Genomic DNA, 24,131 nt, shown 5'->3' with positions numbered 1-24,131 from the left:
CGGGCGTCCTGATCTGGGCTTCGCAATTGTGATTCAGGACTCCCTCCGGCGAAGTATGCGATGATCGGCGGTGCGGTCGTTGTGGAACCCGGTGCGAATCCGGGACGGTCCCGCCACTGTGACTGGTCGCCAGCGGCCAGGAGTCAGAGCTTCGGCGCCCGCCTTTGTCGTACTGACGCTGTGGGCGAGGACACCCACCCGGTGCAAGGGAGTCTTGATGCGGCCGTACCCGTTCACCGCTGTCGTCGGCATGGAGCAGCTACGGCTGGCGCTGGTGCTGTCCGCGATCTCACCCGCCATCGGTGGCGTGCTGGTGCGCGGCGAGAAGGGCACCGCGAAGTCGACGATGGTGCGGGCGCTCGCGGGCCTGCTGCCCGATGTCGAGGTGGTGGACGGCTGCCGCTTCTCGTGCGATCCGGGCCGTCCGGACACGGCGTGCCCGGACGGCCCGCATCCCAGCGAGGAGGCCCGGCACCGGCGCCCCGCGCGTCTGGTCGAGCTGCCGGTCGGGGCCGCCGAGGACCGCGTGGTGGGTTCGCTGGACCTCGAACGCGCGCTACGCGACGGCGTCACCGACTACCAGCCCGGGCTGCTGGCCGGAGCGCATCGTGGGCTGCTCTACGTCGATGAGGTCAACCTGCTGCACGACCACCTCGTTGACACCCTGCTGGACGCCGCCGCGATGGGCAGGGTCACCGTCGAACGGGAAGGTGTCTCGGTCTCGCATGCCGCGCGGTTCGTGCTGATCGGCACCATGAACCCGGAGGAGGGCGAGCTCCGGCCGCAGCTACTCGACCGCTTCGGCCTGACCGTCGAGGTGGCATCCAGCCGTGAGGCCGCGCAGCGTGCCGAGGTGGTGCGCAGGCGACTGGCCTACGAGACCGATCCGGACGGCTTCGCCACAGGCTATGTCGATGCGGAGGCCCGGCTGGCCGCCGACATCGCGGCGGCGAGGGGACTCGTGGCGGCGGTGCGGCTGACCGACGACGCGCTGCTGCAGATCGCCGAGGTCTGCGCGGCGTTCGAGGTCGACGGGATGCGCGCCGATATCGTCACCGCGCGCACCGCGGCCGCGCACGCCGCGTGGTGCGGGCGCGCTGAAGTGTCCACTGAGGACATCCGGGTCGCCGCCCGGCTCGCCCTGCCGCATCGGCGGAGGCGTAACCCGTTCGACGCGCCGGGCATCGAGGAGGAGCAGCTCGAACAGGCTTTGCGGGACGCGGAGCCGCCGGAGGGCGGGCCGCCGGACGACGACGGCCCTGGTGCCGGCAGCGAGCCGCCCGGCGGGGACGGCGAACACGCCCCGGCCGACGATACGAGCGGCGACGCGGGTGGCAACGGCGGGCAGCACGGCAATGGTGAGCGCCAGGTCGGTGCCGGGACGCCGTACCGGGCACGGCTGTTCACCGTCGGCGGCACCGGAGCCGGGGCGCACGGACGGCGGTCGCGGGCGGTGACCGACAGCGGGCGCACGGTCGGTGTACGGCCGCCCGGCGTCCGCGAGGGCGGGCCGCACCTGCTGGCGACCGTCCGGGCAGCGGCACCACACCAGCGCGCACGGGGCCGCGTGGGCACGGGTCTTGTCCTGCGGGCGCACGATCTCCGCTATGCGTTGCGCGAGGGCAAGGAAGGCAACCTCGTACTGTTCTGTGTGGACGCATCGGGGTCGATGGGTGCCCGGTCGCGGATGGGGGAGGTGAAGGCGGCGGTGTTGTCGCTGCTGCTGGATGCCTACCAGCGGCGGGACAAGGTCGGCCTGGTGACGTTCCGCGCAGGCGTCGCCGAGCTGGCGTTGCCGCCGACGATCAGCGTCGAGGCCGCCGCGGCCAGGCTCGAAGCGTTGCCCACCGGCGGTCGCACCCCCCTCGCCGAGGGCCTGCTGCGCGCCGCCGAGGTGCTGCGGGTGGAGGCGCTGCGTGACCCGCGGCGGCGGCCACTGCTGGTCGTGGTGACCGATGGACGCGCCACGAGTGGGCAGGACGCGCTCGCCCGCGCACACGCGGCCGCCGCGCTGGTTGCCGGAACCGGCGTGACGAGTGTCGTGCTGGACTGCGAAAGCGGCCGGATGCGGCTCGGTCTCGCCGCCGAGCTGGCCACCCGGCTCGGCGCGGACCATGTGCCGCTGGGTGAGGTCGCGGCGGAAGCGCTGACCCGCGAGGTGAAACGGAGGGCGGCCTGATGCCGAAGGGCAAACCGGAGGTCGTACCCGACGACGGACTCAGCACGCGACAACGCCGCAACCGCCCGCTCCTGGCCGTCCACACGGGTGCGATGAAAGGTAAGTCGACGGCCGCATTCGGGATGGCGTTGCGGGCGTGGAACCAGGGCTGGTCGATCGGGGTGTTCCAGTTCGTCAAGTCCGCCAAATGGCGTGTCGGCGAGGAGACCGCGTTCCGCGCGCTCGGCGAGCTGCACGAGCAGAGCGGCCAGGGCGGGCCGGTCGAGTGGCACAAGATGGGCGCGGGCTGGAGCTGGTCGCGCAAGCAGGGCAGCGAGGAGGACCACGCGGCCAACGCACGTGAGGGCTGGGCGGAGATCGCGCGCCGGCTCGCCGTCGAGCAGCACGACTTCTACGTCCTGGACGAGTTCACCTATCCGCTGCACTGGGGCTGGCTCGACGTCGACGAGGTCGTGCGCACACTGCGGGAACGGCCGGGGCGCCAGCACGTCGTGATCACCGGTCGCAACGCGCCTGCCGCGCTGGTCGAGGCCGCCGATCTGGTGGCCGAGATGACTAAGGTGAAGCATCCGATGGACGCGGGGCAAAAGGGTCAGCGGGGCATCGAGTGGTAGCCAGGCTCGTCATCGCCGCACCCGGCTCCGGTCACGGCAAGACGACTGTCGCAACCGGACTGATGGCCGCGCTGCGGGCACGGGGCATCCGGGTGTCGGGCCACAAGGTCGGCCCTGACTTCATCGATCCGAGCTACCACGCGCTGGCCACCGGTCTGCCGCCACGTAACCTCGACCCGTTCCTGCAGGGCGAGGAGCGCGTCGTTCCGTTGCTGCTACACGGTTCCGCGACGGCGGAGATCGCCGTCATCGAGGGCGTGATGGGGCTCTTCGACGGTGCACTCGGCACCGAGGGGTACGCCTCCACCGCACACGTCGCGCGGTTGCTGCGCGCGCCCGTGGTGCTGGTGGTGGATGCGAGCGCGGCGAGCCGCAGCGTCGCGGCGACGGTGCTCGGTTTCGCTCACTACGACCCGCGGCTGGAGCTCGCCGGGGTGATCCTGAACAAGCTCGGCTCGCAGCGGCATGAGGACGAGATCCGCGCGGCGCTGGCGCCGACCGGTATCCCGGTGCTCGGCGCGTTGCGCCGCACCGACGACATCCACGCGCCCAGCAGGCACCTCGGTCTCGTACCGGCCACGGAGCGGGCCGCGGAGTCACAGCGCCTGCTGCCCCGGCTGGCGGACTGGATCACCGCGGGCGTCGACCTCGACGCCGTCCTGCGGGTGGGGCGCGGCGCGCCGCCGCTGGCCGGGACACCGTGGTCGCCGGGCGCCGCGCACAGCGGTCCACGTGCGGTGGTGGCCGCGGCGGCGGGCCAGGCGTTCACGTTCCGCTACACCGAGACCGTGGAGCTGCTGGCCGCGCACGGCGTCGACCTTGTCGAGGTGGATCCGTTGCGGGACAAGGCATTGCCCGACGGCTGCGCCGGGCTGTACTTCGGCGGCGGGTTCCCCGAGGTGCATGCCGGGGAGCTCTCGGCCAACGCACCACTGCGCGAGGAGCTGGCGCTGGTGGTGCGGCAGGGCATGCCCGTCGTCGCCGAGTGTGCCGGGCTGCTGTACCTGTGCCGGGAGCTGGACGGGTTGCCGATGGTCGGTGCACTGGACGCGACGGCGCGGATGACCCGGCGAGGTGCCCTCGGCTACCGCACGGCGACGGCTGGTCCGGCGAACCTGCTCGCCTCCGCGGGGCAGCGGGTCACCGGGCACGAGTTCCATCGCACGGTCGTCGAGCCCCGGTACGGAACGACTCCCGCGTGGCACTGGGACGACGAGCCTGAGGGGTTCGCGACGTCCACATTGCACGCCTCCTATTTGCACGTCCACTGGGCTGGGCATCCTGAGCTGGCACGGCGGTTCGCCGCGGCGGTCCACAATGGATGATCAGTACGATCTGCTCCACCATGGCGACCGCGAGGTGGGTGACGGCCTGGTCGACCTCGCCGTCAACGTGCGGGTGCCCGCGCCGCCGGACTGGCTGCGTCACGAGCTGGCCGCCTGCCTCGGCGAGCTGGCCGCGTACCCCGATGTGCGCGCGGCCACCGAGGCGATCGCCGCCCGCCACGGCAGGGAACCCGCCGACGTGCTGCCCACCGCGGGCGCTGCCGAAGCCTTCACCCTGCTCGCCGGCGCGTTCGGCGGGGGCGGTGCCGTCGTGGTGCACCCGCAGTTCACCGAGCCGGAGGCGGCGCTGCGGGCGGCAGGGCGGCCGGTACGCCGCGCGGTGTTGCGGGCCGCCGACGATTTCGTGCTGGACCCGGCTGCCGTGCCCGCCGACGCGGAACTGGTGTTCGTCGGCAACCCGACGAACCCGACCTCGGTGCTGCACCCGGCGGCGACACTGCGGCGGTTGTGCCGCCCCGGCAGGCTGGTCGTCGTCGACGAGGCGTTCCTCGACGCCGTGCCCGGTGAGCCGGAAAGCCTTGCCGGACAACGGTTGCCGGGCGTGGTGGTGGTGCGGAGCCTGACGAAGACGTGGGGGATCGCCGGGCTGCGCGCGGGGTACGTCCTCGCCGAGCCCGCGGTGGTCGAGCGGCTGCGGGCGCTGCAGCCCCCCTGGTCGGTGTCGACACCTGCCGCGGTCGCGATGGTGGCGTGCAGTCGTCCCGTGGCGCTGGCCGAGGCCGAGGCGCTCGCCGGGTCGGCCGAGCGGGACCGGGAGGTGCTGGTCGCCGGGCTGCGGGCACTGGGTGTCGACGTGGCCGGCACGCCGCGGGCGCCGTTCGTGCTGGTCCGGATTCCCGGGGCTGACCGGGTGCGGTTGGCCCTGCGGGAGGTGGGGTACGCGGTGCGCCGCGGCGACACCTTCCCCGGCCTCGGCCCGGACTGGCTGCGCATCGCGGTCCGTGCGGAGCTGGACGGCTTCCTCGACGCGCTCGGCACGGTACTGGCGCGCTGCGCCTGAACGGGCAACTCGCGTGCCTGAACGGGCAACTCGCGTGCAGGAGCGGGGGACTCGCGCGGTGTTAGGCGCTCAGCACCAGTAGTGCCGCTGCGGTGGCGGTCTCGACGCAGGCGCCCAGCACGTCGCCGGTAATCCCGCCGAGCCGGCGCACGCAGCGCGCCAGCAGCAGCGCGGCTGCGGCGTACCCGGCAAGCACCGCGAGCGGACCCTGCCACCACGGCACTCCCGGTGCCAGCACGGCCAACCCCATGAGTACCAGCGCCACGGGTACCGCCGCGGCGAGCGGCACCGCCCCGGCGACCGCCGCGCCCAGCCCCTCCGGGCGGGCCGCGGGAACCCCACGCACACAGCACAGCGGCAGCACCGCGCGTCCGGCTACCACCCCCACCACCGCAGCCGTCGCGCCCTGCCCCGCCGCGACCGCACCGGCCAGCGCCGCGCACTGCACGATCAACACGAGCACCAGGGTCGCGATGCCAGTGGGGCCCGAGTCGCCCTTGCGCATGATCGTCAGCGCCCGGTCGCGGTCGTAGGACGCACCGAGCCCGTCGGCGGTGTCCGCGAGCCCGTCCAGGTGCAGGCCCCGGCTCGCCAGCGCCACCGCACCCAGTGCGAGCGCCGCCACCGCCAGCGCGGGCAGGTTCGCCAGCTCGCCCAGCAGGACCACGCCGAGCGCGAGCGCGGCAAGCGGCAGCGCGGCCAGCGGCGCGAGCAGCATCGCGCGGCCGGCCACGCGCGGGCCGATCGTGCGCGGCGCGGGCACCGGCAACGCGGTCAGCGTGCCCAGTGCCATCCGCACGGCATCACGCAAGGTCGGCGAGCCGTCCCATCTCGGTGAGCATCGCCCGCGCGCCACGCAACACCGGTACCGCCTGCACCGCGCCGCTGCCCTCGCCGAGCCGAAGGCCCAGATCCAGAATCGGCTCCAGGCCGAGCGCCTTGAGCGCGAACGCCTGCGAGGGCTCTGTCGAGCGATGTCCCGCCAGCCACCACTGCGCGGCCTCAGGTGCGATCTCCCGCGCGACCAGCGCGGCCGCACCCGAGAACACGCCGTCGAGCAGCACCGGCACACCACGCACGGCCGCCTGCACGAGGAAACCGGCCGTCGCCGCGGCGCAGGCGCTGCCGATCGCTGTGAGCAGGGAGAACGGCTCCGCCACCCGCGCGCCGGCACGGTCGAGCGCGGACTGGACCACCGCGATCTTGCGCGCCCAGCCGTCCTCGTCCACACCGGTGCCCGTGCCCACCACCTCCGGTACCGGTAGCCCCAGCATCGCGGCGACGAGTGCGGCGGCGACAGTTGTGTTGCCGATGCCCATATCGCCGGGGATGAGCAGGTCCGCACCCGCGTCGATCTCCTCGTCGGCGATTGCGCGGCCCGCGGCGAAGGCGCGCTCGGCCTCGCCGCGGTCGAGAGCATCGGTCACGTCGATCGCGCCCGAGCCACGCCGGATCTTGAACGCGCGTACCTCGTCGGGCACCTCGGCGAGGTCGCCGTCCACTGCGATGTCGACCACCCGCACCCGGGCGCCGACCTGCCGGGCCAGCACGTTGACCCCGCTGGTGCCGGACAGGAACACCCGCACCATGGCTGCGGTGACCTCGCGCGGATAGGCCGACACCGCCGCCGCCGACACCCCGTGGTCACCGGCGAACACGATGACCCGCACGTCGTCCAGCGGTCGGGGTGGCACGCTGCCGTGCGCGGCGCACAGCCAGGCGGCCAGCTCCTCGAGCCTCCCGAGCGCGCCGAGTGGCTTGACGAGCCCGTCGATCTGCTCGCGTGCCTCGCGGCGGGCCCCCTCGTCGAGTGCGGGGATGTCGAACGTCACCGTGTCTCCTTACCTCAGGTCCAGCATCCGCCCGGCCACGACGAGCCGGACGGTGTCCGAGTTCGCGGCCACCGCCGTGTTCAGCGAACCGAGCACGTCCCGGAAGATCCGGCCGGACACCGTACCCGGCACCACACCGCTGCCCACCTCGTTGGTCACGGCCACCGCGGGTACCGTCGTGGCCTGCCAGGTGTCGACGAATGCCTGCAACCGTTCGTCGACCCGCTGCTGCCAGCCGTCTTCCTGTTGCCACGCGCCGACCTCGTCGAGTACGCGGCTCACCCACGTCCCGAGACAGTCGATGAGCACCGGCGCCCTGGCCTCGCGCAGTGCCCCGGTGAGATCGGCGGTCTCCACAGTGCGCCAGTACGGCGGCCGGCGGGCGCGGTGCGCGGCGATCCGCGAGGCCCACTCGGGATCATCAGCGCTTGGCGGCAGCCCGGTGGCCAGGTAGAGCACGTGGCGGTGGCCGGCCATGAGCTCTTCAGCGTGCCGGGACTTGCCGGAGCGGACGCCGCCGAGCACGAGCGTCCTGCCGTTGCCCTGGACGCGCCTGCCGTAGCGGCGCAGCAGCGCGGCGCCGGCCTCCAGGCGCCCGGCCGCGAGATCGGTGAGCCGCCTCCGCAGATCGGCGGTGGCCGCCCGCCGCCAGGGAGTCGGGGAAGACACAGTCATGGTCGGCATTCTTTCCCACCGGTTAGGGTTCGCGCTGTGATCCGTTCCCAATGCGTAACCGCGGCCGGAATCGTCGCAGGTTACGCGGCTGACACGGTCTTCGGTGATCCGCGTCGGGGCCATCCGGTCGCGCTGTTCGGCCGTGCGGTGGGTGCACTGGAACGGCGCATGTGGGCCGATTCCCCGCGGCGCGGAGTGGTCTTCGCGGGCACGTGCGTCGGCGCCGTCGCGGGTGCGGGTGCCGCACTGGATGTGATGACGCGGAACCGGCCGGTGGCGCGGTTCGCGCTCACCGCCGCCGCGACCTGGACCGTGCTCGGCGGCCGCGGGCTCGCCGAGGAGGGCGAGGCGATGGCGCGCCTGATCGAGGGGGGCGACCTGCCGGCCGCCCGGAAGCGACTCGGGCATCTGTGCGGGCGGGATGCGACGGGGCTCGACGGTGCCGGGCTCGCCCGCGCCGCGACAGAGTCCATTGCCGAGAACACCTCCGATGCCGTCGTCGCGCCGCTGGTGTGGGGTGGTCTGGCAGGGGTTCCGGGCCTGCTGGCCTACCGCGCGGTGAACACGCTCGATGCGATGGTCGGGCACCGCTCGCCCCGGTATGCCCGCTTCGGTTGGGCGGCGGCCCGCGCCGACGACGTTGCCAACGTCGTTCCGGCCCGGCTCAGCGCGGCGTTCGCGGTGGCCGCCGCGCCGTTCGTCGGCGGGCAGCCGGCGCGGGCGCTGCGGGCGTGGCGGCGTGATGCGGCACAGCACCCGAGCCCCAACGCCGGGCCGGTCGAGGCCGCGTTCGCCGGTGCGCTCGGTGTGCGGCTGGGCGGTACCAACAGCTACGGCGGCCGCATCGAGCATCGCGGAACGCTCGGTGACGGACCCGCGCCGGGGCCCGTCGCCCTGCGCAGGTCGGTACGGTTGTCGCGCCTGGTGGGCCTTGCCGCTGTCGCCTTGGCAGCGGTAACGGCGGCCAGCCCGCGAGTCCCCCGCTCGGGTGCGCGAGTTGCCCGCTCGGGCGCGCGAGTTGCCCGCTCGGGTGCGCGAGTCCCCCGCTCGGGTGCGCGAGTTGCCCGCTCGGGTGCGCGAGTTGCCCGCTCGGGCGCGCGAGTCCCCCGCTCCGGTGCGCGAGTCCCCCGCTCCGGTGCGTGAGTTGTCCGCTCTGGCGTGCTGAGACCGGCGGCCGGCTCGGCGGCTTATCGCTGACCTGCCGCGACGATGGCGGGCACCGGGCGCAGAACGCGCTCGGCGAGTGCGCCGAAGACCAGGCCGAGCGTGGTCCAGAGCACCAGTTGCGTGCCGAGCGCCGCGATGCGGAAGCTCCACAGCGTCGAGCCGGGGAACCCGGCCGGAACCTCGTCGACCACCGGCAGCAGCGCCGCGGCCACCGTCGCGAGCACGACGTAGGTAGCCGCGCCGATCAGCCCGCCCCGCCACGCACCGAGCCTGCCGGCGAGACGGCGGCCCACGGCCACAGCCACGATTCCGGCCACCAGTGACAGGGCGAGGAAACCGAAGTACAGCGCCGTGCGGTCGCCGATGCTCGCAGCGCTGCCCACCGCAGGCGGGTTCGCCGGGTACTTCAGGAACGGTACGACCACAACCACCACGAAAGCCCCCGCGGCGAGCCATGCCGCGCCGGCCAGCGGCCGCAACGTGCCGAGGCGGCCGTAGCCGAGGGCGAACACGATCGCGAACAGCCCACCGATCGCGATCCCATACGCGCCGACGCCCGTGAACAGGCCCACCGTGCTCTGCACAGCGCGGCTGACGAGTGGCTCCTCGCCGCCGTGCCCGGTGTGCTCGAGATCGATTGCCGCGTTCACCGCGCGCTCGCCGACGACGTAGGCGAACACCGTCGCGAGCACACCGGCGGCGAGGCCCGCCAGCATCCCGCGGACCAACAGGGTCCTCATCATGATCGGCTCCCCGTCAGTGACAGGGAAAGGCCAGCAGGTGCCGGCCGTCGTGCAGGAACTCGTGCACGAAACCGTTGCTGGACAACAGTTCCAGTGCCCCGGACTCGGTGCTCACGAAGTACAGGACGACAAGCGCCAGCACACCGGTGAAGATCGCCCACGGCAGGATCTCGCGTAGTGGGATGCGGACAGGATGGGGGACGGCGATACTCGCCTGCGACATGTCACAACCTCCTCGGCTTCACGCGGCCGGTGGAACGGTTGCGATGGCGGTGGGTCTGACTCCCGGCTTCCCTGGTGGAAAGCCGGTTACAGTGGCGCGACCGTGCCGGATTCTCACCGGCTTCCAGCCGCCATCGCGTAACTCGCCCGAGACTAGGTTCGCGCACAGCGCCGTGTCAACGTGATGTCCACAGTGCACACGCCGCAGCCCCGTTCATCGCGCGGTGAGGAACTCCTTCGGCCGCAATGCCCGCGCGACGATTCGCGTGTCGCCGATCCAGCCGTAGAAAGCCTGACCGTAGCGCTCGGCGGACTGGGTGCCGCCGATCGCGAACGGCTTGCCCAGCGTCGAGATGCCGCGTGAGGGCTCGGCGGCGTTGCGAGCAATGCGGGAACCGTCGACGTAGATCACCGTCTGCCTGCTGTCGTTGACGACCGCGAGGTGCATCCACCGCCCGACCGGCAGCGCGTGGCTCCACGAGGTCGGGTCCGCATCGCCCGGCACCGGGTAGACCACGAACTGCAGGAACCGCTCGCCGGACAGGTTGAGGCTGCAGGTCGCTTCGTCCGGCGACCAGCCGCTGTGCTTGCCGGCGTCACCGGCGCGGCCCTCCCAGCTGAGGATGCCCATCCACGCGTGATCGCCCTGGAACGGTTCCGGCAGCTTGATGAACGTCTCGATCGTGTAGCCGGATTCGAACTTGTGGCTGTTGATCGGCGCGCCCGGCGCCGCGCGCAGCACGGCTCCGCGGTTGGGGTTCTTGCCGCCGTCGAAGCGCAGGCTCGCGTGCGCGGGCTGTGCCGGGTGATGCTCGGCCGACCACCTGAGGACCTCGGGGGCGCTCGCGTGCAGGCGCTCTGCGGTGAGATCGTTGCCGTTGCCGGTGAGGTCACGCGCGACCGTGCCCGCGGCGACCGTGCTGCCATCGGTGCCCGCACCCGGCAGCCCGGAGGTGTCGAAGCGCCAGTACGCCACGGTGCCACGGGTCAGCGCCGCTGCCGGCGGCAGCGCGGGCGCAACGGCGGGCGGGGCGAACCCGGCGAAGCGCTCCGCGAAGTCGATCTCCACGCTGAACCGGTCGACGTCGCCGGTCAGCTCGACCGTCTCCGCTTCCAGCTGGGTACGGTCCTCGGGCTTGCGGCCGAGTAGCCACGGCGAGAACGTCTCGACGTCGATGTGGCCCCGCGCCAGGTCGAACGAGTACAGCCGCAGCATGCCCGCGCCGCCGTAGTACCGGTCCTGGTAGTTGGCGATGTGCAGGTGCACCGGGTTGCCCGCGTCGTTGGTGAGCGTGGTGCGACCACACGGCCAGTAGTGGCCGCTGAGCGTGAGGAAGATCTGGTCGTTGCGGCGGATCAGCCGATCCCACAGGCGCTCGCCGTGCGACGACAGCTGCGCGGTGCCGTCGTCCTCGCCCCACACCAGGTCGTGCGTCGTCAGGATCGTCGGCAAAGTCGGGTTGGCGTCGAGCACCTGCTGTGCCCAGGCGAGGCTGGCGTCGGAGACGCGCCAGTCGAGTGCGAGCAGCAGCCAGTCGCGGCCGCCGGCCGTGATGACGTGGGAGGTGTTGTAACCACTGGGTGAGGCGCCGCGGTAGGTCGACATCCCGGCGAACCGGCTCGGCCCGAACGTCCGCAGGTACGGGGTGTCGCCGCGGTCGTCGGTGCCGCTGACGTCGTGGTTGCCGCCGAGCACGCTGTAGGGCAGCTTGCCGTGGATGGCCCGGAAGGTGCGGTCGGCCACCTGCATCTCGGTGACGGTGCCGTGTTCGGTGACGTCACCGAGATGGGCGAGGAAGACGATGTTGCGGTCCTTGCGTGCTTGCACTGCGTAACGCAGCGCGTCGCGAACCGGCTCGGGGTCCGAACCACCGTCGTCGATGAGGTACTGCGTGTCCGGCAGCGCGGCGATGCTGAAGCGGGGGGAGTCCTGGTCGGCGGGACCCGTGGCGGTGGCGGCGGTAGCGGGGGTCGCGCCGAGAGCGGTGGTCGCGGCCAGCGCGACAGGGGTGCCGACGGCGGCCTGCAGCAGCAGGCGACGCGAGACGTCGGTGGGCTTCGGGGTGTCGTTCATGGGCAGAGCCTCGTTCCGTGACCTGGCGGCACGGTGACGCGTGCCGGAACGGTCCGCCACGAACGAGTGATCATCAGGCGCCCAGGAACCGGGACACGGTCGCGGACGACCTGCTCTGCGTCGGATCACGCCGGGCCGGTCCGCCGGCAAGGGCCCACCGGCCCGGCGTCACCCGGCAACCTCACCAACACCGTCGTAAGGAGGCCCGATGGCCCTGCACCACGTCGTCACGTTCTGCGGCAACTGCAACTGCGGCTGCCCCGAGCTGTACCTCGATCACGAGGCGCCGGAGGACAAACGCGTCGTCATCACCGACGACTTCGGCCAGCGCATCCAGATGAGCGTGGAGCAGTGGCACGTACTCGCCGCCGAGGTCAAGTCGGGCACCCTCGACACCCTGCCCGCCCCGGCCTGACAATCCAGCGGACCTAGGCGATCGGCCGGTCGGTGGGGGCGATGGGTGCGGGGAGAACGTCACGGCCGGTCAGGTAGGCGTCCACACCTGCCGCGGCGGAGCGGCCCTCGGCAATGGCCCACACGATGAGCGACTGGCCGCGGCCCATGTCGCCCGCGACGAACACCTTGTCCACACTGGACTTGAACGACGCGTCCCGCACGACGTTGCCCCGCTGGTCCAGCTCGACGCCGAGCTCGTCCAGCAGGCCCGCACGTTGCGGACCGACGAAGCCCATCGCCAGCAGCACCAGCTGCGCAGGCAGTTCGCGCTCGGTGCCCTCGACCGGTACGAACCTGCCGTCCTCGCTGCGTACCTCCACCAGCCGCAGCGCGCGCAGGTTGCCCTCGTCGTCGGCGAGGAACTCCTGCGTGTTCACCGAGTACAGCCGCTCGCCGCCCTCCTCGTGTGCCGAGGAGACCCGGTAGATCATCGGGTACATCGGCCACGGGTGAGCGTCCGACCGTGACTTCGGCGGCTCGGGCATGATCTCCAGCTGCGTCACCGACTTCGCGCCCTGCCGGTGCGCAGTGCCGACACAGTCGGCGCCGGTGTCACCGCCCCCGATCACGACGACGTCCTTGCCCGCAGCGTCGATCGGTGAGATGGCCAGCTCGCCACGGGCGACCCGGTTGGCGTGGGGCAGGTACTCCATCGCCTGGTACACCCCGGGCAGTTCGCGACCCGGCGCAGGCAGGTCCCGCCACGCGGTGGCGCCACCGGCCAGCACGACCGCGTCGTACTCGGCCAGCAACTGCTGCGCGGTGATGTCCACACCGACGTCGGCACCGGCGCGGAACTCGGTGCCCTCCGCGCGCATCTGCTCGAGCCGCCGGTCGAGCCGGTGCTTCTCCATCTTGAACTCGGGGATGCCGTAACGCAGCAGCCCACCGATCGCGTCGGCCCGCTCGAACACCACCACGCTGTGCCCGGCCCTGGTGAGCTGCTGCGCGGTGGCGAGCCCTGCGGGGCCGGAACCGACGACGGCGACCTTCCTGCCGGTAAGGGCGGGCGGCACCTGGGGTGTCACCCAGCCCTCGTCCCAGGCCCGGTCGATGATCGAGATCTCGACCCGCTTGATCGTCACCGGGTCGTCGTTGATCCCGAGCACGCAGGCGGTCTCACACGGCGCCGGGCACAGGGTGCCCGTGAACTCCGGGAAGTTGTTGGTCGCGTGCAGCCGCTCGATCGCATCGCGCCAATCGTCACCCCAGGTCAACGTGTTCCACTCGGGGATCAGGTTGCCGAGCGGGCAGCCCTGGTGACAGAACGGGATGCCGCAGTCCATGCACCGGCCTGCCTGGTCCTTGAGCTTGGTGCGCTCGAAGTCGTCGTAGACCTCCCGCCAGTCCTTGAGCCGGATGTCCACCGGACGCGAGCGCGGCGTCTCCCGCTTGGTGGTGAGGAAACCCTTGGGGTCAGCCATGCGCCGCCTCCATGATCGCAACGTTGACGTCCCTGCCATCGCGCTCCGCGGCCGCCCGCGCCCGCAGAACACGCTTGTAGTCCTTGGGCATGACCTTCGAGAACCGGGCCAGTGCCGGCTCCCAGTCGGTGAGCAGCCCGTGTGCCACGGCCGAGGAGGTCTCGGCGTAGTGCCGTTCGACGACCTCGCGGAGGAACTCGCCGTCCGCATCGTCCAGCCGGTCGAGATCGACCATCTCGAGGTTGACCCGGCCGAGCCGAAGATCCAGCACGTAGGCGACGCCGCCCGACATGCCGGCCGCGAAGTTGCGTCCGGTCGGGCCGAGCACCACGACCTGGCCGCCTGTCATGTACTCGCAGCCGTGGTCGCCGACGCCCTCGACGACGGCCAGCGCGCCCGAGTTACGCACGCAGAACCGCTCGCCGACCTTGCCACGCAAGAAGATCTCGCCGCTCGTGGCGCCGTAGCCGATCACGTTGCCGGCGATGATCTGCTCCTCGGCGACGAACCGCGCCTCTGCCGGAGGCCGGATGACGATCCGCCCACCGGACAACCCTTTGCCGACGTAGTCGTTGCCGTCACCGACCAGCCGCAGCGTGACCCCGCGCGGGATGAAGGCGCCGAACGACTGCCCCGCGGTGCCGGTGAAGGTGATGTCGACGGTGTCGTCGGGCAGACCCTCGCCGCCCCAGCGTTTCGTCACCTCCGAGCCGAGCATCGTGCCGACCGTGCGGTTGACGTTGCGTACCGGCAGTTCCAGCCGCACCCTGTCGCCTGAGCTGAGCGCGCCCTCGGCGAGCTGGATCAACGTGTTGTCGAGTGCCCTGTCCAGGCCGTGGTCCTGCGTGACGACCTGGTGCCGCGCGGCCCGCGGCTGCAGTTCGGGCACGTGGAAAATGGGCGAAAGATCCAGCCCGGCGGCCTTCCAGTGCTCGACGGCCCTGCGCGTGTCGAGCAGCTCCGCGTGGCCGACGGCCTCGGCGATCGAGCGGAAACCCAGCTGTGCCAGGTACTCCCGCACCTCCTGCGCGATGAACTCGAAGAAGTTCACGACGTACTCGGCCTTGCCGCTGAACTTCGCCCGCAGCTGCGGGTTCTGCGTGGCCACACCAACCGGGCAGGTGTCGAGGTGGCAGACCCGCATCATGATGCAGCCCGACACCACGAGCGGAGCGGTCGCGAAGCCGAACTCCTCGGCGCCGAGCAGCGCGGCGATCACGACATCGCGGCCGGTCTTGAGCTGCCCGTCGGTCTGCACCACGATGCGGTCGCGCAGCCGGTTGGCCAGCAGCGTCTGCTGCGTCTCGGCCAGTCCGAGCTCCCACGGCCCGCCCGCGTGCTTGATCGACGACAGCGGCGAGGCGCCGGTGCCTCCGTCGTGGCCGGAGATCAGCACGACGTCGGCGTGCGCTTTGGACACACCCGCGGCCACCGTGCCGACGCCGACCTCGGACACCAGCTTCACGTGGATGCGTGCTGCCGGGTTGGCGTTCTTCAGGTCGTGGATCAGCTGCGCGAGGTCCTCAATGGAGTAGATGTCGTGGTGCGGCGGCGGGGAGATCAGCCCCACGCCCGGCGTCGAGTGCCGGGTCTTGGCGATCCAGGGATACACCTTGCCGCCGGGCAGCTGGCCACCCTCACCCGGCTTGGCGCCCTGTGCCATCTTGATCTGGATGTCGTCGGCGTTGACGAGGTACTCGCTGGTCACCCCGAACCGTCCACTTGCGACCTGCTTGACGGCCGACCTGCGCTCTGCGTCGTAGAGGCGCTCCGGGTCCTCGCCGCCCTCGCCGGTGTTGGACTTGCCGCCGAGGCGGTTCATCGCGATCGCCAGTGTCTGGTGCATCTCCTGTGAGATCGAGCCGTAGGAGATGGCGCCGGTGGCGAACCGCTTGACGATCTCGGCGACCGGCTCGACCTCCTCGATGGGCACCGGCGGGCGGGCGCCCTCCTTGAAGGCGAACAGGCCGCGCAGTGTCATCAGCCGCGCGGACTGGTCGTCGACGGCCTCGGTGTACTCCTTGAAGATCTCGTAGCGTCCGCTCCGCGTCGAGTGCTGCAGCTTGAACACCGTCTGCGGGTTGAACAGGTGCGGCTCGCCCTCGCGCCGCCACTGGTAGTCACCGCCGGTCGCCAGCTCGCGGTGGTCGGCGTGCACGCCGTCGCTGGGGAAGGCGCGTCGGTGCCGCTCGGCGACCTCACGGGCCAGCAGATCGAAGCCGACCCCGCCGAGCCGTGACGTCGTGCCGGCGAAGCAGGTTTCGACGACCTCGTCACCGAGTCCGATCGCCTCGAAGATCTGCGCGCCGGTGTAGGACGCGACGGTCGAGACGCCCATTTTGGACATCGTCTTGCGCACACCCTTGCCCAGCGCCTTGATCAGGTTGCGGGTGGCCTCCTTCGCGGTGACACCGGGGATCTTGCCCTGCTCGGCCAGTTCCTCCACAGTGGCCATTGCCAGATAGGGGTTCACCGCCGCCGCGCCGTAGCCGATCAGCAGCGCGATGTGGTGCACCTCGCGGGCGTCACCGGATTCGACGACCAGACCCACCTGTGTGCGGGTCTTCTCCCGTACCAGGTGGTGGTGCACCGCACCGGTCAGCAGCAGCGAGGGGATCGCCGCGTGCTCGGCGTCGACACCGCGATCGGACAGCACGATCAGCCGGGCCCCGCCTGCAATGGCGACGGAGACCTCGCTGCGGATCTCGTTGAGCCTGCGTACCAGCGCTTCGCCGCCGCCTGCCACGTCGTAGGTGCCGTGCACTGTGTACGCCTGGAACTCCGGCAGGTCGCCGTCATCGTTGACGTGCACCAGCTTGGCCAGTTCGTCGTTGTCCAGCACGGGAAACGGCAGGGCGATCTTGCGGCAGTGCTCCGGCCCGGCGGCCAGCAGGTTCGGCTCCGAACCGAGCTGGGTGCCCAGTGCCGTGACGAGTTCCTCGCGGATCGCGTCCAGCGGTGGGTTGGTGACCTGCGCGAAAAGCTGCGTGAAGTAGTCGAAGAGCAGCCGTGGCTTGCTGGAGAACGGCGCGAGTGGCGAGTCGTTGCCCATCGAGCCGATGGGCTCGGCACCGGTGCGAGCCATCGGTTCGAGCAGGACGCTCAGCTCCTCCTCGGTGTAGCCGAACGACTGCTGGCGGCGCACGAGCGATGCGTGCGTCGGCACCTCGCGTTCGCGTTCGGGCAGCTCCTCCAGGCGAAGCAGGCCCGCCGCGATCCAGTCGCCGTAGGGCTGCTCTGCCGCCAGTTCGCCCTTGATCTCGTCGTCGTCGATGATCCGGCCCCGTGCGGTGTCGACGAGGAACATGCGACCAGGTTCGAGCCTGCCCTTGCGGATGATCGTGGCCGGGTCGATCTCCAGCACACCGACCTCGCTGGCCAGCACCACGAGACCGTCCTCGGTGACCCAGTAACGGGCAGGCCGCAGGCCGTTGCGGTCGAGCACGGCGCCGATCTGCGTGCCGTCGGTGAACGACACGAGCGCGGGCCCGTCCCATGGCTCCATGAGCGTGGAGTGGAACTCGTAGAACGCCCGCCTGGCGGGGTCCATCTCCTCGTGGTTCTCCCAGGCCTCCGGGATCATCATCAGCACCGCGTGTGGCAGTGAGCGGCCGCCGAGGTGCAGCAGTTCCAGCACCTCGTCGAAGGATGCCGAGTCGCTCGCGCCGCGGGTGATGATCGGGTAGATCCGCTTCAGGTCACCGGGAATCAGGTCGGCGGACAGTTGCGACTCGCGGGCGTCCATCCAGTTGCGGTTGCCACGGAGCGTGTTGATCTCGCCGTTGTGCGCGACGTAGCGGTACGGGTGCGCCAGTGGCCAGGACGGGAACGTGTTCGTGGAGAACCGTGAGTGCACAAGGCCGATCGCGCTGGTCACGCGCTCGTCGGCGAGGTCGGGGAAGAACTTCTCGACCTGCGGCTCGGTGAGCATTCCTTTGTAGACGATCGTGCGCGCGGACAGGCTGGGGAAGTAGACGCCCTGCTCGGTCAGCGCATGCTCGGCGCGCTTGCGCACGCAGAAGGCGGCTCGTTCGAGCGCCAGCCCGGTCACTTCCTCACGGCGCGGGGCGAGGAACAGTTGCGCGAAATGCGGCATGGTCGTCCTGGCCGTCGGCCCGACGTGGTCGGTGTCGACGGGCAGCTCACGCCAGCCGAGGATGTGCATGTCCTCCTCGGCCGCGATGCGTTCGATGGTCGACATCGCCTTGCCCCGCACCGCATCGTCGACGGGGAGGAACGCGGTGCCGACGGCGTAGCCGCCTGCCTCGGGCAGTGGGAAGTCCACGACCTCGCGGAAGAAGGCGTCCGGGACCTGGATGAGGATGCCCGCGCCGTCGCCGGTCTCGGGTTCGGCTCCTCTGGCACCGCGATGTTCCAGGTTGCGCAGGGCAACGAGCGCTTTCCGGACGATCTCGTGGTCTTTGCGACCTGACAGATCGGCGACGAAGGCGACGCCGCAGGCATCGTGCTCGTACTGCGGGTCGTACAAGCCCTCGGCCGGCTGGTGCGGTGCGTGGCGGGTCACGGCTTGCCGTCCTCCTCGGCTCGGCGCGATCAGGCTGGGCTGTCAGCCGTACGAGTGATACCGCGTGGCTAACGGTCCGGCCCGATGGTGCGATGGTCAGTAGGGAGTGGGCGATGACGTTCAAGCCGAAATGGGCTCACGTATCGCCGGTCGCCACACGCCGTTGTGCAGCACGCATTGAGCACGGCGCGCAGTGGTTCAGCCCATCAGGGTCAAGGGCTGATGCAGCGCGCGCCGATTACTCCCGGGTTCGCCGGTCTAATGACAGTAGTGTGAAATCGCCGTTATCGGGATAGGCCAGACGTCGCACGTGGGAAACAACACTGGAGGATTGACGCGAGGCTCAGATCGATGTTGTTCTGGCCCGCGACGTGCGGACTTGCGGCGATGTCTACGCGGCGAGGACGGGGCGAAGGCCCAGTGCCGCGCGGCCGGCGTCGGTCAGCACGGCAGGCACGCGCTGGCCGCGGCGTGCGATACGGGCGGGAGCGATCAGCCCGCGGCGCGCGAGACCGCGCGCGGTCAGTTGGTCGCAGCAGGCCAGACCGTCGATGAAGAGGTCAGGTGCGCAGCTGCTGGTGAGTTCGGCGCTACCGTGTGCGACGGCCCGGAGGGTGGCACGCTCGCGATGGTTCAGGTCGGCGTCGTTGCTTTCACAAGGCATGGTGCGTCCTTGATGTAGCGTTCCCAGGCCTATACCGGTTCTTTGCCTGCGATTCAACCCGACGATAGGGTGATGCGGCGAACGAGTGTGACCTACATCTCACTCGAATGGCTTGAAATTTGCCGTTACGCTGCCCAGTTCGGCCATCGTCGCCACCACGGTATCGCCGGGTTCGACCGGAAAAGCCCTGGTCATCGACCCGGGGAGCACGACGTGGCCCGGTTCGAGCGAAATGCCGAGCGGCCCGAGCGTGTTCGCCAGCCAGACGAGCGCGTTGAGTGGCGAACCGAGCACGGCGCCGCCGGCTCCGGTCGCCATCAAAGTGCCGTTGCGGTGCAGCAGACAGCCGGTGAGCCGCAGGTCGACCGCGGAGAGTGAGGTCGGCCTGCTGCCCAGCACGACGCCGCCGGAGGAGGCGTTGTCGGCGATGGTGTCGACGATGGAGATGTTCCAGTCCCGGATGCGCGAGTCGACGATCTCCAGCGCGGGAAGCACGAACTCGACTGCCCGAGCGGCGTCGGCGACGGTCACGCCTGGCCCGGCCAGCGGCCGGCCGAGCACGAAGGCGATCTCCGGTTCGATGCGCGGCTGTAGGAAACCGGTCGTCGGGATCGGTTGGTGCTCGAGGTGAAACATGCCGCCGAGCAGGTGCCCGTAGTCGGGTTGGTCCACGCCCATCTGCTGTTGCATGGCCGCTGAGGTCAGGCCGACCTTGTGGCCCTTGATCACTTCACCGCCCGCGGTCCAGAGCCGGACCTGTTCCTGCTGTATGCGGTAGGCGTCCGTCAGCGTCGCGCCCGGGTGGCTTTCGATCACGGGGGCCACCGGTTTGCCGGTTTCGTAGGCCTGCAGTAGCTGCTGGGCGACGGCTTGCGTCGCATGCGCCTCCATGGCGTGAACTCTCGCGGCCGGAACGGTTCGCGGCAAGCCGCCCGTTCCGCTGATCGGGACGGTGGGGAGGCGCGCTACCGGTGCCGGCCACCGGTGATGGCCTGGTCGAGTACCTCGGCCAGGTGCAGCGCCCGCCTGCCGGTCAGCTCGCCGATCTGGGTTCGGCAGCTGAACCCGTCTGCGAGGACGAGTGTCTCCGGGCTCGCGGTGGTGACCGCGGGGACCAGCACCCGGTTCGCCGCCGCGACCGAGACGTCGTAGTGCCCGCGCTCGACCCCGAAGTTGCCCGCCAGCCCGCAGCAGCCGGAATCGAGCGTGCGGTTACCGACCCCCACCGCGCGCAGGAGCCTTTCGTCGGCGGCGTTGCCAAACACCGCGTGCTGGTGGCAGTGCTGTTGCGTGATCGCCGTCGCGTCGAGCCGGGGGAACTCCACCTCGTGCTGCTCGAGCAGTTCCGCGAGAGTGGTGGCGTGCAGGGCCGGCGTGTCGAGCAGGTCATGCAGGTCGTGCCGGAGCACCGCGAGGCAGCTCGGTTCGAGCCCGACGATCGGGGTGCCCGCCGCGATTTCCGGCTCCAGTACGCGCAGGGTCCGGCGCAGGACCCTGCGCGCGATGCCGAGCTGCCCGGTGGAGATCCAGGTCAGCCCGCAGCACACCGACGCCCGCGGCAGCACGACGTCGAACCCGGCGTAGTCGAGTACGCGCACGGCGGCGAGGCCGATCTCGGGGGAGAAGTAGTTGGTGAACGTGTCCGGCCACAGCACGACCCGCGGCCTTGGCGCACCGGAGCGGGCAACTCGCGCGCCTGGGCGGGGAACTCGCGCACCGGAGCGGGGGACTCGCGCGCCTGGGCGGGGGACTCGCGTGCTGGAGCGAGGGACTCGCGTGCCTGGGCGGGGGACTCGCAGTGTGCGGCGCAGCGTGGCCGGGGCGAACTCCGGAAGCGAGCGCTCGGGTGCGATCCCGCCGAGTCGTTTCACCACGGGTGCGAGGCGTCCGCCCAGCAGGCCGTTGACCACGCGCGGTGCCACCGCGGCGAGCCGGGCCCACAGCGGCAGGAACCCGAGCGAGTAGTGGCTCACCGGGCGTAGCCGTCGGGAGTAGTGCTGGTACAGGAACTCCGCCTTGTAGGCAGCCATGTCCACATTGACCGGACAATCGGTGAGGCAGCCTTTGCAGGCCAGGCACAGATCCAGAGCGTCCCGCACCTCGGTGGAGCGCCATCCGTCCACAATGGTCTCGCCGCGCAGCATCTCGAACAGCAGGTGCGCCCGGCCCCGCGTCGAATGTTCCTCGCGCCGGGTCACCATGTAGCTGGGGCACATCACCCCGCTGGCGGTGTCGACACACTTGCCGACACCGACACAGCGCCGGGTCGCGGTGGCGAGGCTGCCGCCGTCGTGTGGGTACCGCAGCGTGATGGGCAGGGTTCGCTGTGGACCGGCGAACCGCAGATCCGCGTCGAGCTTCCGGGGCTGGACCAGGTTGCCGGGATTGAGCAGGTTGTCCGGGTCCCAGATCGCCTTGAACGCCTCGAACAGGCGCAGGATCTCCGGGCTGTACATCCGCGGCAGCAGCTCGGCCCGCGCCTGGCCGTCCCCGTGTTCGCCGGACAGCGAGCCACCGTGCGCCACGACGAGATCGGCGGCGTCCTCCATGAAGGCCCGGAACGCGCGCCGTCCCTCGGCCGTGGTGAGCGCGAAGTCGATCCGCACGTGTACGCACCCCTCGCCGAAATGGCCGTAGGGGATACCGCGCAGACCATGTTGGTCCAGCAGCGTCCGGAACGCACGCAGGTACGCGCCCAGACGTTGCGGCGGTACCGCCGCGTCCTCCCAGCCGGGCCATGCCTCCGAACCTCCGCCAGGCCGGGAGGTGTCCTCCGGTATCCGGGTCGCGATACCGGCCGCGGCCTCCCGGATGGACCACAGCTGACGCATCTCGGCGGGATCGTCGGCGAGTGTGGTCGTCGCGCCGGTGTCCCGGCGCAGCGTCCGCGCCAGCTCCTCCGCCCTGCCGAGCGCGTCGGTGCTGTCGTCGCCGCCGACCTCGATGAACAACCAGCCACCACCGTCCGGCAGCCGGTCGAGCGCCGCGGGCCGCCTGCCCCTGGCCAGCAGCGCCTCGATGAGGTCGGCACCCATGCCTTCGGCGGTCAGCGGGCGCAGTGGCAGCACGTGCGGCACGGCGTCGGCAGCGGCGATGTCGTCGGCGTAGCCCGCGATCACCAACACCCGCGCGGCAGGCGCAGGCACCAGCCGCACGGTGGCCTCGGTGAGCAGCGCGCAGGTTCCCTCCGAGCCGACAAGCGCGCGTGTGACATCCATGCCGTGTTCGGGCAGCAGGCGATCCAGTGCGTAGCCGGACACCCGGCGCGGCAGTGCGGGAAAACCCTGACGCAGCAAAGCCAGGTTGCCGTGTGCGAGTTCGGCCAGCTGCCGGTGGATCTCACCGGCCCTGCCGGTCCGGCCCGCCATGGACGGGCCGGTGGTGAACCGTGCTCCATCAGCGGTGAGCACGTCCAGCGCGACGACGTTGTCGGCAGTCCGGCCCCAGGCCACCGAATGCGAACCGCACGCGTCGTTGCCGATCATGCCGCCGATGGTGCACCGGCTGTGGGTGGACGGGTCGGGGCCGAAGGTCAGCCCGTGCTCGGCGGCCGCCGCACGCAGCCGGTCGAGCACCACCCCCGGCTGCACCCTGGCGGTCCGCTCCACCGGGTCGAGCTCGATGATCTGGTTGAGGTGGCGGCTGTAGTCGATGACCACGCCGTTGCCGAGCGCCTGCCCGCCGATGCTGGTGCCGGCACCGCGGGCAGTGATCGGGACGCCGTGCTCCCGGCACAGCCGCACGGTCGTCTCCAGATCGGCGGTCGTGCGCGGGAACACCACGGCCAGCGGGACATGCCGGTAGTTGGAGGCGTCCATGCTGAACACCGCGCGGGCCGAGCGCCCACTCTCCACCTCGCCGGCGATGGCCCTGCCGAGTACATCGGGGAAGTCCGTCATCGACCGCTGCTCACCAGTTCTCGATCGACTCGGCCAGTATCGCGGCGACGTCCTCCTCACGCACCGCCCGCGGCGCCACGGCCAGCAGCCGCTGCTGCTGCATCGTGCCGTCCACCAGTGCGGGGATGTCGCCCTCGTCGTAGCCGACGCCGCCGAGGCCGTTCGGGATGCCGATGTCGCGCATCAGCGCGGACAGCACCGACGGCAGCTGGTCGCGATCGTGGGCCTGCGTCGGCGCGCGTGGGTCGAGGATCCTGGCGGCCCGCATGTGCTTGCCAGGGTCGGTGGGGAAGGTGAACCGGAACGCCGCGGGTGCGGTCAACGACACCGATTCGCCGTGCGGCACCAGCGGCTCGTCCTGCGGGTAGTTCCTCGGCCGGTACTCCCGCACCCGCCCGGCGATCGGGTAGGCACACGCATGCGGGATGTGCACCCCGGCATTGCCGAAGCCCATCCCGGCGAAGGTCGCCGCGAGCATCACGTCGGTGCGTGCGGCGAGGTCGCCGCCGTTGAGGACCGCCTTGCGGAACGAGCGGGCGAGTAACCGCAGCGCCTGCTCGGTCCATGCGTCGGAGATGGGGTTGGAGCCGTTGTAGGCCACCCGGTTCTGCGGTGCGTGCCTGGCGAAGGAGTGGAACGGTTTGGCGGTGTAGGACTCCAGCGCGTGGCAGAGCACGTCCATCCCGCTCGCGGCGGTCACCTCGGGCGGCATCGACAGGGTCAGCAGCGGATCGATCACCGCGAGGCTGGGCCGCAGCCGCGGGTGACTGATCCCGGACTTCACCTCGAGCCCGAGGAAGTCCATGACGCAGACGGGCGTGGTCTCCGAGCCGGTGCCCGCGGTGGTGGGCACGGCCACGAGTGGCTTGAGCGGCCCCGCCGGTGCCCTGCCCTGGCCGATCGGCTTGTTGACGTAGTCGAAGAGGTCGGCGGGGTAGGTGGTCAGCAGGTTGACGGCCTTGGCGGTGTCGATGGCGGATCCGCCGCCGACGCCGATGAAACCGTCCCATGTGGACTGTTGCGCGAACTCGACGGCCGCTGTGATGCTGGCGTCGGTGGGTTCGATGTGCACCTGGTCGTACACCTCGACGGTGAGCCCGCCCGCCTTGGCGGCGTGGGCGACGCGCTGCGGCACCCCGGTGGCCGCGACGCCCGGGTCGGTGACGATCAGCACGCGCTCGGCACCCAGCTGTGCGAGGTCCCAGCCGATCTCGTCAACGGCGCCCGCACCGAACTTCAGCGGGGTCGCGGCCCAGGTGAACACCGTCTCGTTCAGGTACTCAGTCATGGCACCTCCTCGTTGATGGCGCG

Annotated in this window: 18 protein-coding genes and 2 riboswitches; of the genes, 6 read left to right on the top strand and 12 right to left on the bottom strand. The window is 71.1% G+C overall.

Annotated features, from left to right (window positions below; all coding sequences use genetic code 11):
• Nucleotides 1-34: 34 nt before the first annotated feature.
• Nucleotides 35-169: riboswitch (cobalamin riboswitch) on the top strand.
• Between the two features lie 48 nt (nucleotides 170-217).
• The 4 genes from ABZ863_RS07945 to cobC are packed head-to-tail and all read left to right on the top strand — an operon-like array spanning nucleotide 218 to nucleotide 5,139.
• Nucleotides 218-2,179, top strand: a complete 1,962-nt coding sequence (locus ABZ863_RS07945) for a magnesium chelatase subunit D family protein (protein ID WP_358532246.1) — start codon at nucleotides 218-220, stop codon at nucleotides 2,177-2,179.
• Nucleotides 2,179-2,793 carry a cob(I)yrinic acid a,c-diamide adenosyltransferase gene (cobO, locus tag ABZ863_RS07940; protein WP_358532245.1) on the top strand — a complete coding sequence of 205 codons (615 nt, stop codon included), beginning with the start codon at nucleotides 2,179-2,181 and terminating at the stop codon, nucleotides 2,791-2,793. The genes ABZ863_RS07945 and cobO overlap by 1 nt, the downstream gene beginning before the upstream one ends.
• Nucleotides 2,787-4,118 (top strand): cobyrinate a,c-diamide synthase, encoded by a 1,332-nt coding sequence (locus ABZ863_RS07935; protein WP_358532243.1) that lies wholly within the window; start codon nucleotides 2,787-2,789, stop codon nucleotides 4,116-4,118. Before cobO ends, ABZ863_RS07935 begins: the two co-directional genes overlap by 7 nt.
• On the top strand, nucleotides 4,111-5,139 hold the full coding sequence (gene cobC / locus ABZ863_RS07930) for an Rv2231c family pyridoxal phosphate-dependent protein CobC (protein ID WP_358532242.1): 1,029 nt from the start codon (nucleotides 4,111-4,113) through the stop codon (nucleotides 5,137-5,139). Before ABZ863_RS07935 ends, cobC begins: the two co-directional genes overlap by 8 nt.
• A gap of 61 nt (nucleotides 5,140-5,200) precedes the next feature.
• Here the strand turns inward: cobC and ABZ863_RS07925 are convergent, their stop codons facing one another.
• The 3 genes from ABZ863_RS07925 to ABZ863_RS07915 are packed head-to-tail and all read right to left on the bottom strand — an operon-like array spanning nucleotide 5,201 to nucleotide 7,646.
• On the bottom strand, nucleotides 5,201-5,932 hold the full coding sequence (locus tag ABZ863_RS07925) for an adenosylcobinamide-GDP ribazoletransferase (RefSeq protein ID WP_358532412.1): 732 nt from the start codon (nucleotides 5,930-5,932) through the stop codon (nucleotides 5,201-5,203).
• Nucleotides 5,933-5,942: 10 nt separating this feature from the next.
• Complete coding sequence (gene cobT / locus ABZ863_RS07920) at nucleotides 5,943-6,971, bottom strand: nicotinate-nucleotide--dimethylbenzimidazole phosphoribosyltransferase (RefSeq protein ID WP_358532240.1); 1,029 nt, start codon at nucleotides 6,969-6,971, stop codon at nucleotides 5,943-5,945.
• A 9-nt stretch (nucleotides 6,972-6,980) separates the two neighbouring features.
• Entirely contained in the window at nucleotides 6,981-7,646 is a 666-nt protein-coding gene (locus tag ABZ863_RS07915) for a bifunctional adenosylcobinamide kinase/adenosylcobinamide-phosphate guanylyltransferase (protein ID WP_358532238.1), read from the bottom strand.
• A gap of 36 nt (nucleotides 7,647-7,682) precedes the next feature.
• On the opposite strand from ABZ863_RS07915, the gene ABZ863_RS07910 reads away from it, so the two are divergent.
• On the top strand, nucleotides 7,683-8,789 hold the full coding sequence (locus ABZ863_RS07910) for a cobalamin biosynthesis protein (RefSeq protein WP_358532236.1): 1,107 nt from the start codon (nucleotides 7,683-7,685) through the stop codon (nucleotides 8,787-8,789).
• A 44-nt stretch (nucleotides 8,790-8,833) separates the two neighbouring features.
• Here ABZ863_RS07910 and ABZ863_RS07905 read toward each other — a convergent pair whose 3' ends face one another.
• The 3 genes from ABZ863_RS07905 to ABZ863_RS07895 form a co-directional block, all read right to left on the bottom strand.
• Nucleotides 8,834-9,556, bottom strand: a complete 723-nt coding sequence (locus ABZ863_RS07905; RefSeq protein WP_358532234.1) for a CbtA family protein — start codon at nucleotides 9,554-9,556, stop codon at nucleotides 8,834-8,836.
• 13 nt (nucleotides 9,557-9,569) lie between these two features.
• A complete protein-coding gene (locus tag ABZ863_RS07900; protein WP_358532232.1) occupies nucleotides 9,570-9,779 on the bottom strand; it encodes a CbtB-domain containing protein in 210 nt (69 codons plus the stop codon).
• A gap of 53 nt (nucleotides 9,780-9,832) precedes the next feature.
• Nucleotides 9,833-9,904, bottom strand: a riboswitch (cobalamin riboswitch).
• 88 nt (nucleotides 9,905-9,992) lie between these two features.
• A complete protein-coding gene (locus ABZ863_RS07895) occupies nucleotides 9,993-11,852 on the bottom strand; it encodes a LamG-like jellyroll fold domain-containing protein (RefSeq protein WP_358532230.1) in 1,860 nt (619 codons plus the stop codon).
• Nucleotides 11,853-12,060: 208 nt separating this feature from the next.
• Between ABZ863_RS07895 and ABZ863_RS07890 the strand changes: the two genes are divergently transcribed.
• Complete coding sequence (locus tag ABZ863_RS07890) at nucleotides 12,061-12,267, top strand: hypothetical protein (RefSeq protein WP_358532228.1); 207 nt, start codon at nucleotides 12,061-12,063, stop codon at nucleotides 12,265-12,267.
• Nucleotides 12,268-12,280: 13 nt separating this feature from the next.
• Here the strand turns inward: ABZ863_RS07890 and ABZ863_RS07885 are convergent, their stop codons facing one another.
• The 6 genes from ABZ863_RS07885 to ABZ863_RS07860 form a co-directional block, all read right to left on the bottom strand.
• On the bottom strand, nucleotides 12,281-13,732 hold the full coding sequence (locus tag ABZ863_RS07885; protein ID WP_358532226.1) for a glutamate synthase subunit beta: 1,452 nt from the start codon (nucleotides 13,730-13,732) through the stop codon (nucleotides 12,281-12,283).
• Nucleotides 13,725-18,257 carry a glutamate synthase large subunit gene (gltB, locus tag ABZ863_RS07880; protein ID WP_358532224.1) on the bottom strand — a complete coding sequence of 1,511 codons (4,533 nt, stop codon included), beginning with the start codon at nucleotides 18,255-18,257 and terminating at the stop codon, nucleotides 13,725-13,727. Before gltB ends, ABZ863_RS07885 begins: the two co-directional genes overlap by 8 nt.
• Before the next feature lie 391 nt (nucleotides 18,258-18,648).
• Nucleotides 18,649-18,921 carry a hypothetical protein gene (locus ABZ863_RS07875; protein ID WP_358532223.1) on the bottom strand — a complete coding sequence of 91 codons (273 nt, stop codon included), beginning with the start codon at nucleotides 18,919-18,921 and terminating at the stop codon, nucleotides 18,649-18,651.
• Between the two features lie 99 nt (nucleotides 18,922-19,020).
• Nucleotides 19,021-19,812 (bottom strand): 2-keto-4-pentenoate hydratase, encoded by a 792-nt coding sequence (locus ABZ863_RS07870; RefSeq protein WP_358532221.1) that lies wholly within the window; start codon nucleotides 19,810-19,812, stop codon nucleotides 19,021-19,023.
• A gap of 74 nt (nucleotides 19,813-19,886) precedes the next feature.
• Nucleotides 19,887-22,820 carry an FAD-binding and (Fe-S)-binding domain-containing protein gene (locus tag ABZ863_RS07865; protein WP_358532219.1) on the bottom strand — a complete coding sequence of 978 codons (2,934 nt, stop codon included), beginning with the start codon at nucleotides 22,818-22,820 and terminating at the stop codon, nucleotides 19,887-19,889.
• Nucleotides 22,821-22,830: 10 nt separating this feature from the next.
• Nucleotides 22,831-24,108: a hydroxyacid-oxoacid transhydrogenase gene (locus ABZ863_RS07860; protein ID WP_358532217.1), complete on the bottom strand. Its 1,278-nt coding sequence runs from the start codon at nucleotides 24,106-24,108 to the stop codon at nucleotides 22,831-22,833.
• Nucleotides 24,109-24,131: the final 23 nt, after the last annotated feature.

The organism is Saccharomonospora sp. NPDC046836, assembly GCF_040645195.1.
Lineage (GTDB): Bacteria > Actinomycetota > Actinomycetes > Mycobacteriales > Pseudonocardiaceae > Prauserella_A.
Note: the sequence above shows the minus strand (reverse complement) of the source record. Positions and strands in the feature narration are given on the sequence as shown.

Coding starts and splice junctions, on each gene's coding strand:
- ABZ863_RS07890 (WP_358532228.1), top strand. CDS start 12,061: ATGGCCCTGCACCACGTCGTCACGTTCTGCGGCAACTGCAACTGCGGC.
- ABZ863_RS07945 (WP_358532246.1), top strand. CDS start 218: ATGCGGCCGTACCCGTTCACCGCTGTCGTCGGCATGGAGCAGCTACGG.
- ABZ863_RS07885 (WP_358532226.1), bottom strand. CDS start 13,732: ATGGCTGACCCCAAGGGTTTCCTCACCACCAAGCGGGAGACGCCGCGC.
- cobC (WP_358532242.1), top strand. CDS start 4,111: ATGGATGATCAGTACGATCTGCTCCACCATGGCGACCGCGAGGTGGGT.
- ABZ863_RS07915 (WP_358532238.1), bottom strand. CDS start 7,646: ATGACTGTGTCTTCCCCGACTCCCTGGCGGCGGGCGGCCACCGCCGAT.
- ABZ863_RS07875 (WP_358532223.1), bottom strand. CDS start 18,921: ATGCCTTGTGAAAGCAACGACGCCGACCTGAACCATCGCGAGCGTGCC.
- ABZ863_RS07905 (WP_358532234.1), bottom strand. CDS start 9,556: ATGATGAGGACCCTGTTGGTCCGCGGGATGCTGGCGGGCCTCGCCGCC.
- ABZ863_RS07860 (WP_358532217.1), bottom strand. CDS start 24,108: ATGACTGAGTACCTGAACGAGACGGTGTTCACCTGGGCCGCGACCCCG.
- ABZ863_RS07900 (WP_358532232.1), bottom strand. CDS start 9,779: ATGTCGCAGGCGAGTATCGCCGTCCCCCATCCTGTCCGCATCCCACTA.
- ABZ863_RS07895 (WP_358532230.1), bottom strand. CDS start 11,852: ATGAACGACACCCCGAAGCCCACCGACGTCTCGCGTCGCCTGCTGCTG.
- ABZ863_RS07865 (WP_358532219.1), bottom strand. CDS start 22,820: ATGACGGACTTCCCCGATGTACTCGGCAGGGCCATCGCCGGCGAGGTG.
- ABZ863_RS07925 (WP_358532412.1), bottom strand. CDS start 5,932: ATGGCACTGGGCACGCTGACCGCGTTGCCGGTGCCCGCGCCGCGCACG.
- cobO (WP_358532245.1), top strand. CDS start 2,179: ATGCCGAAGGGCAAACCGGAGGTCGTACCCGACGACGGACTCAGCACG.
- ABZ863_RS07870 (WP_358532221.1), bottom strand. CDS start 19,812: ATGGAGGCGCATGCGACGCAAGCCGTCGCCCAGCAGCTACTGCAGGCC.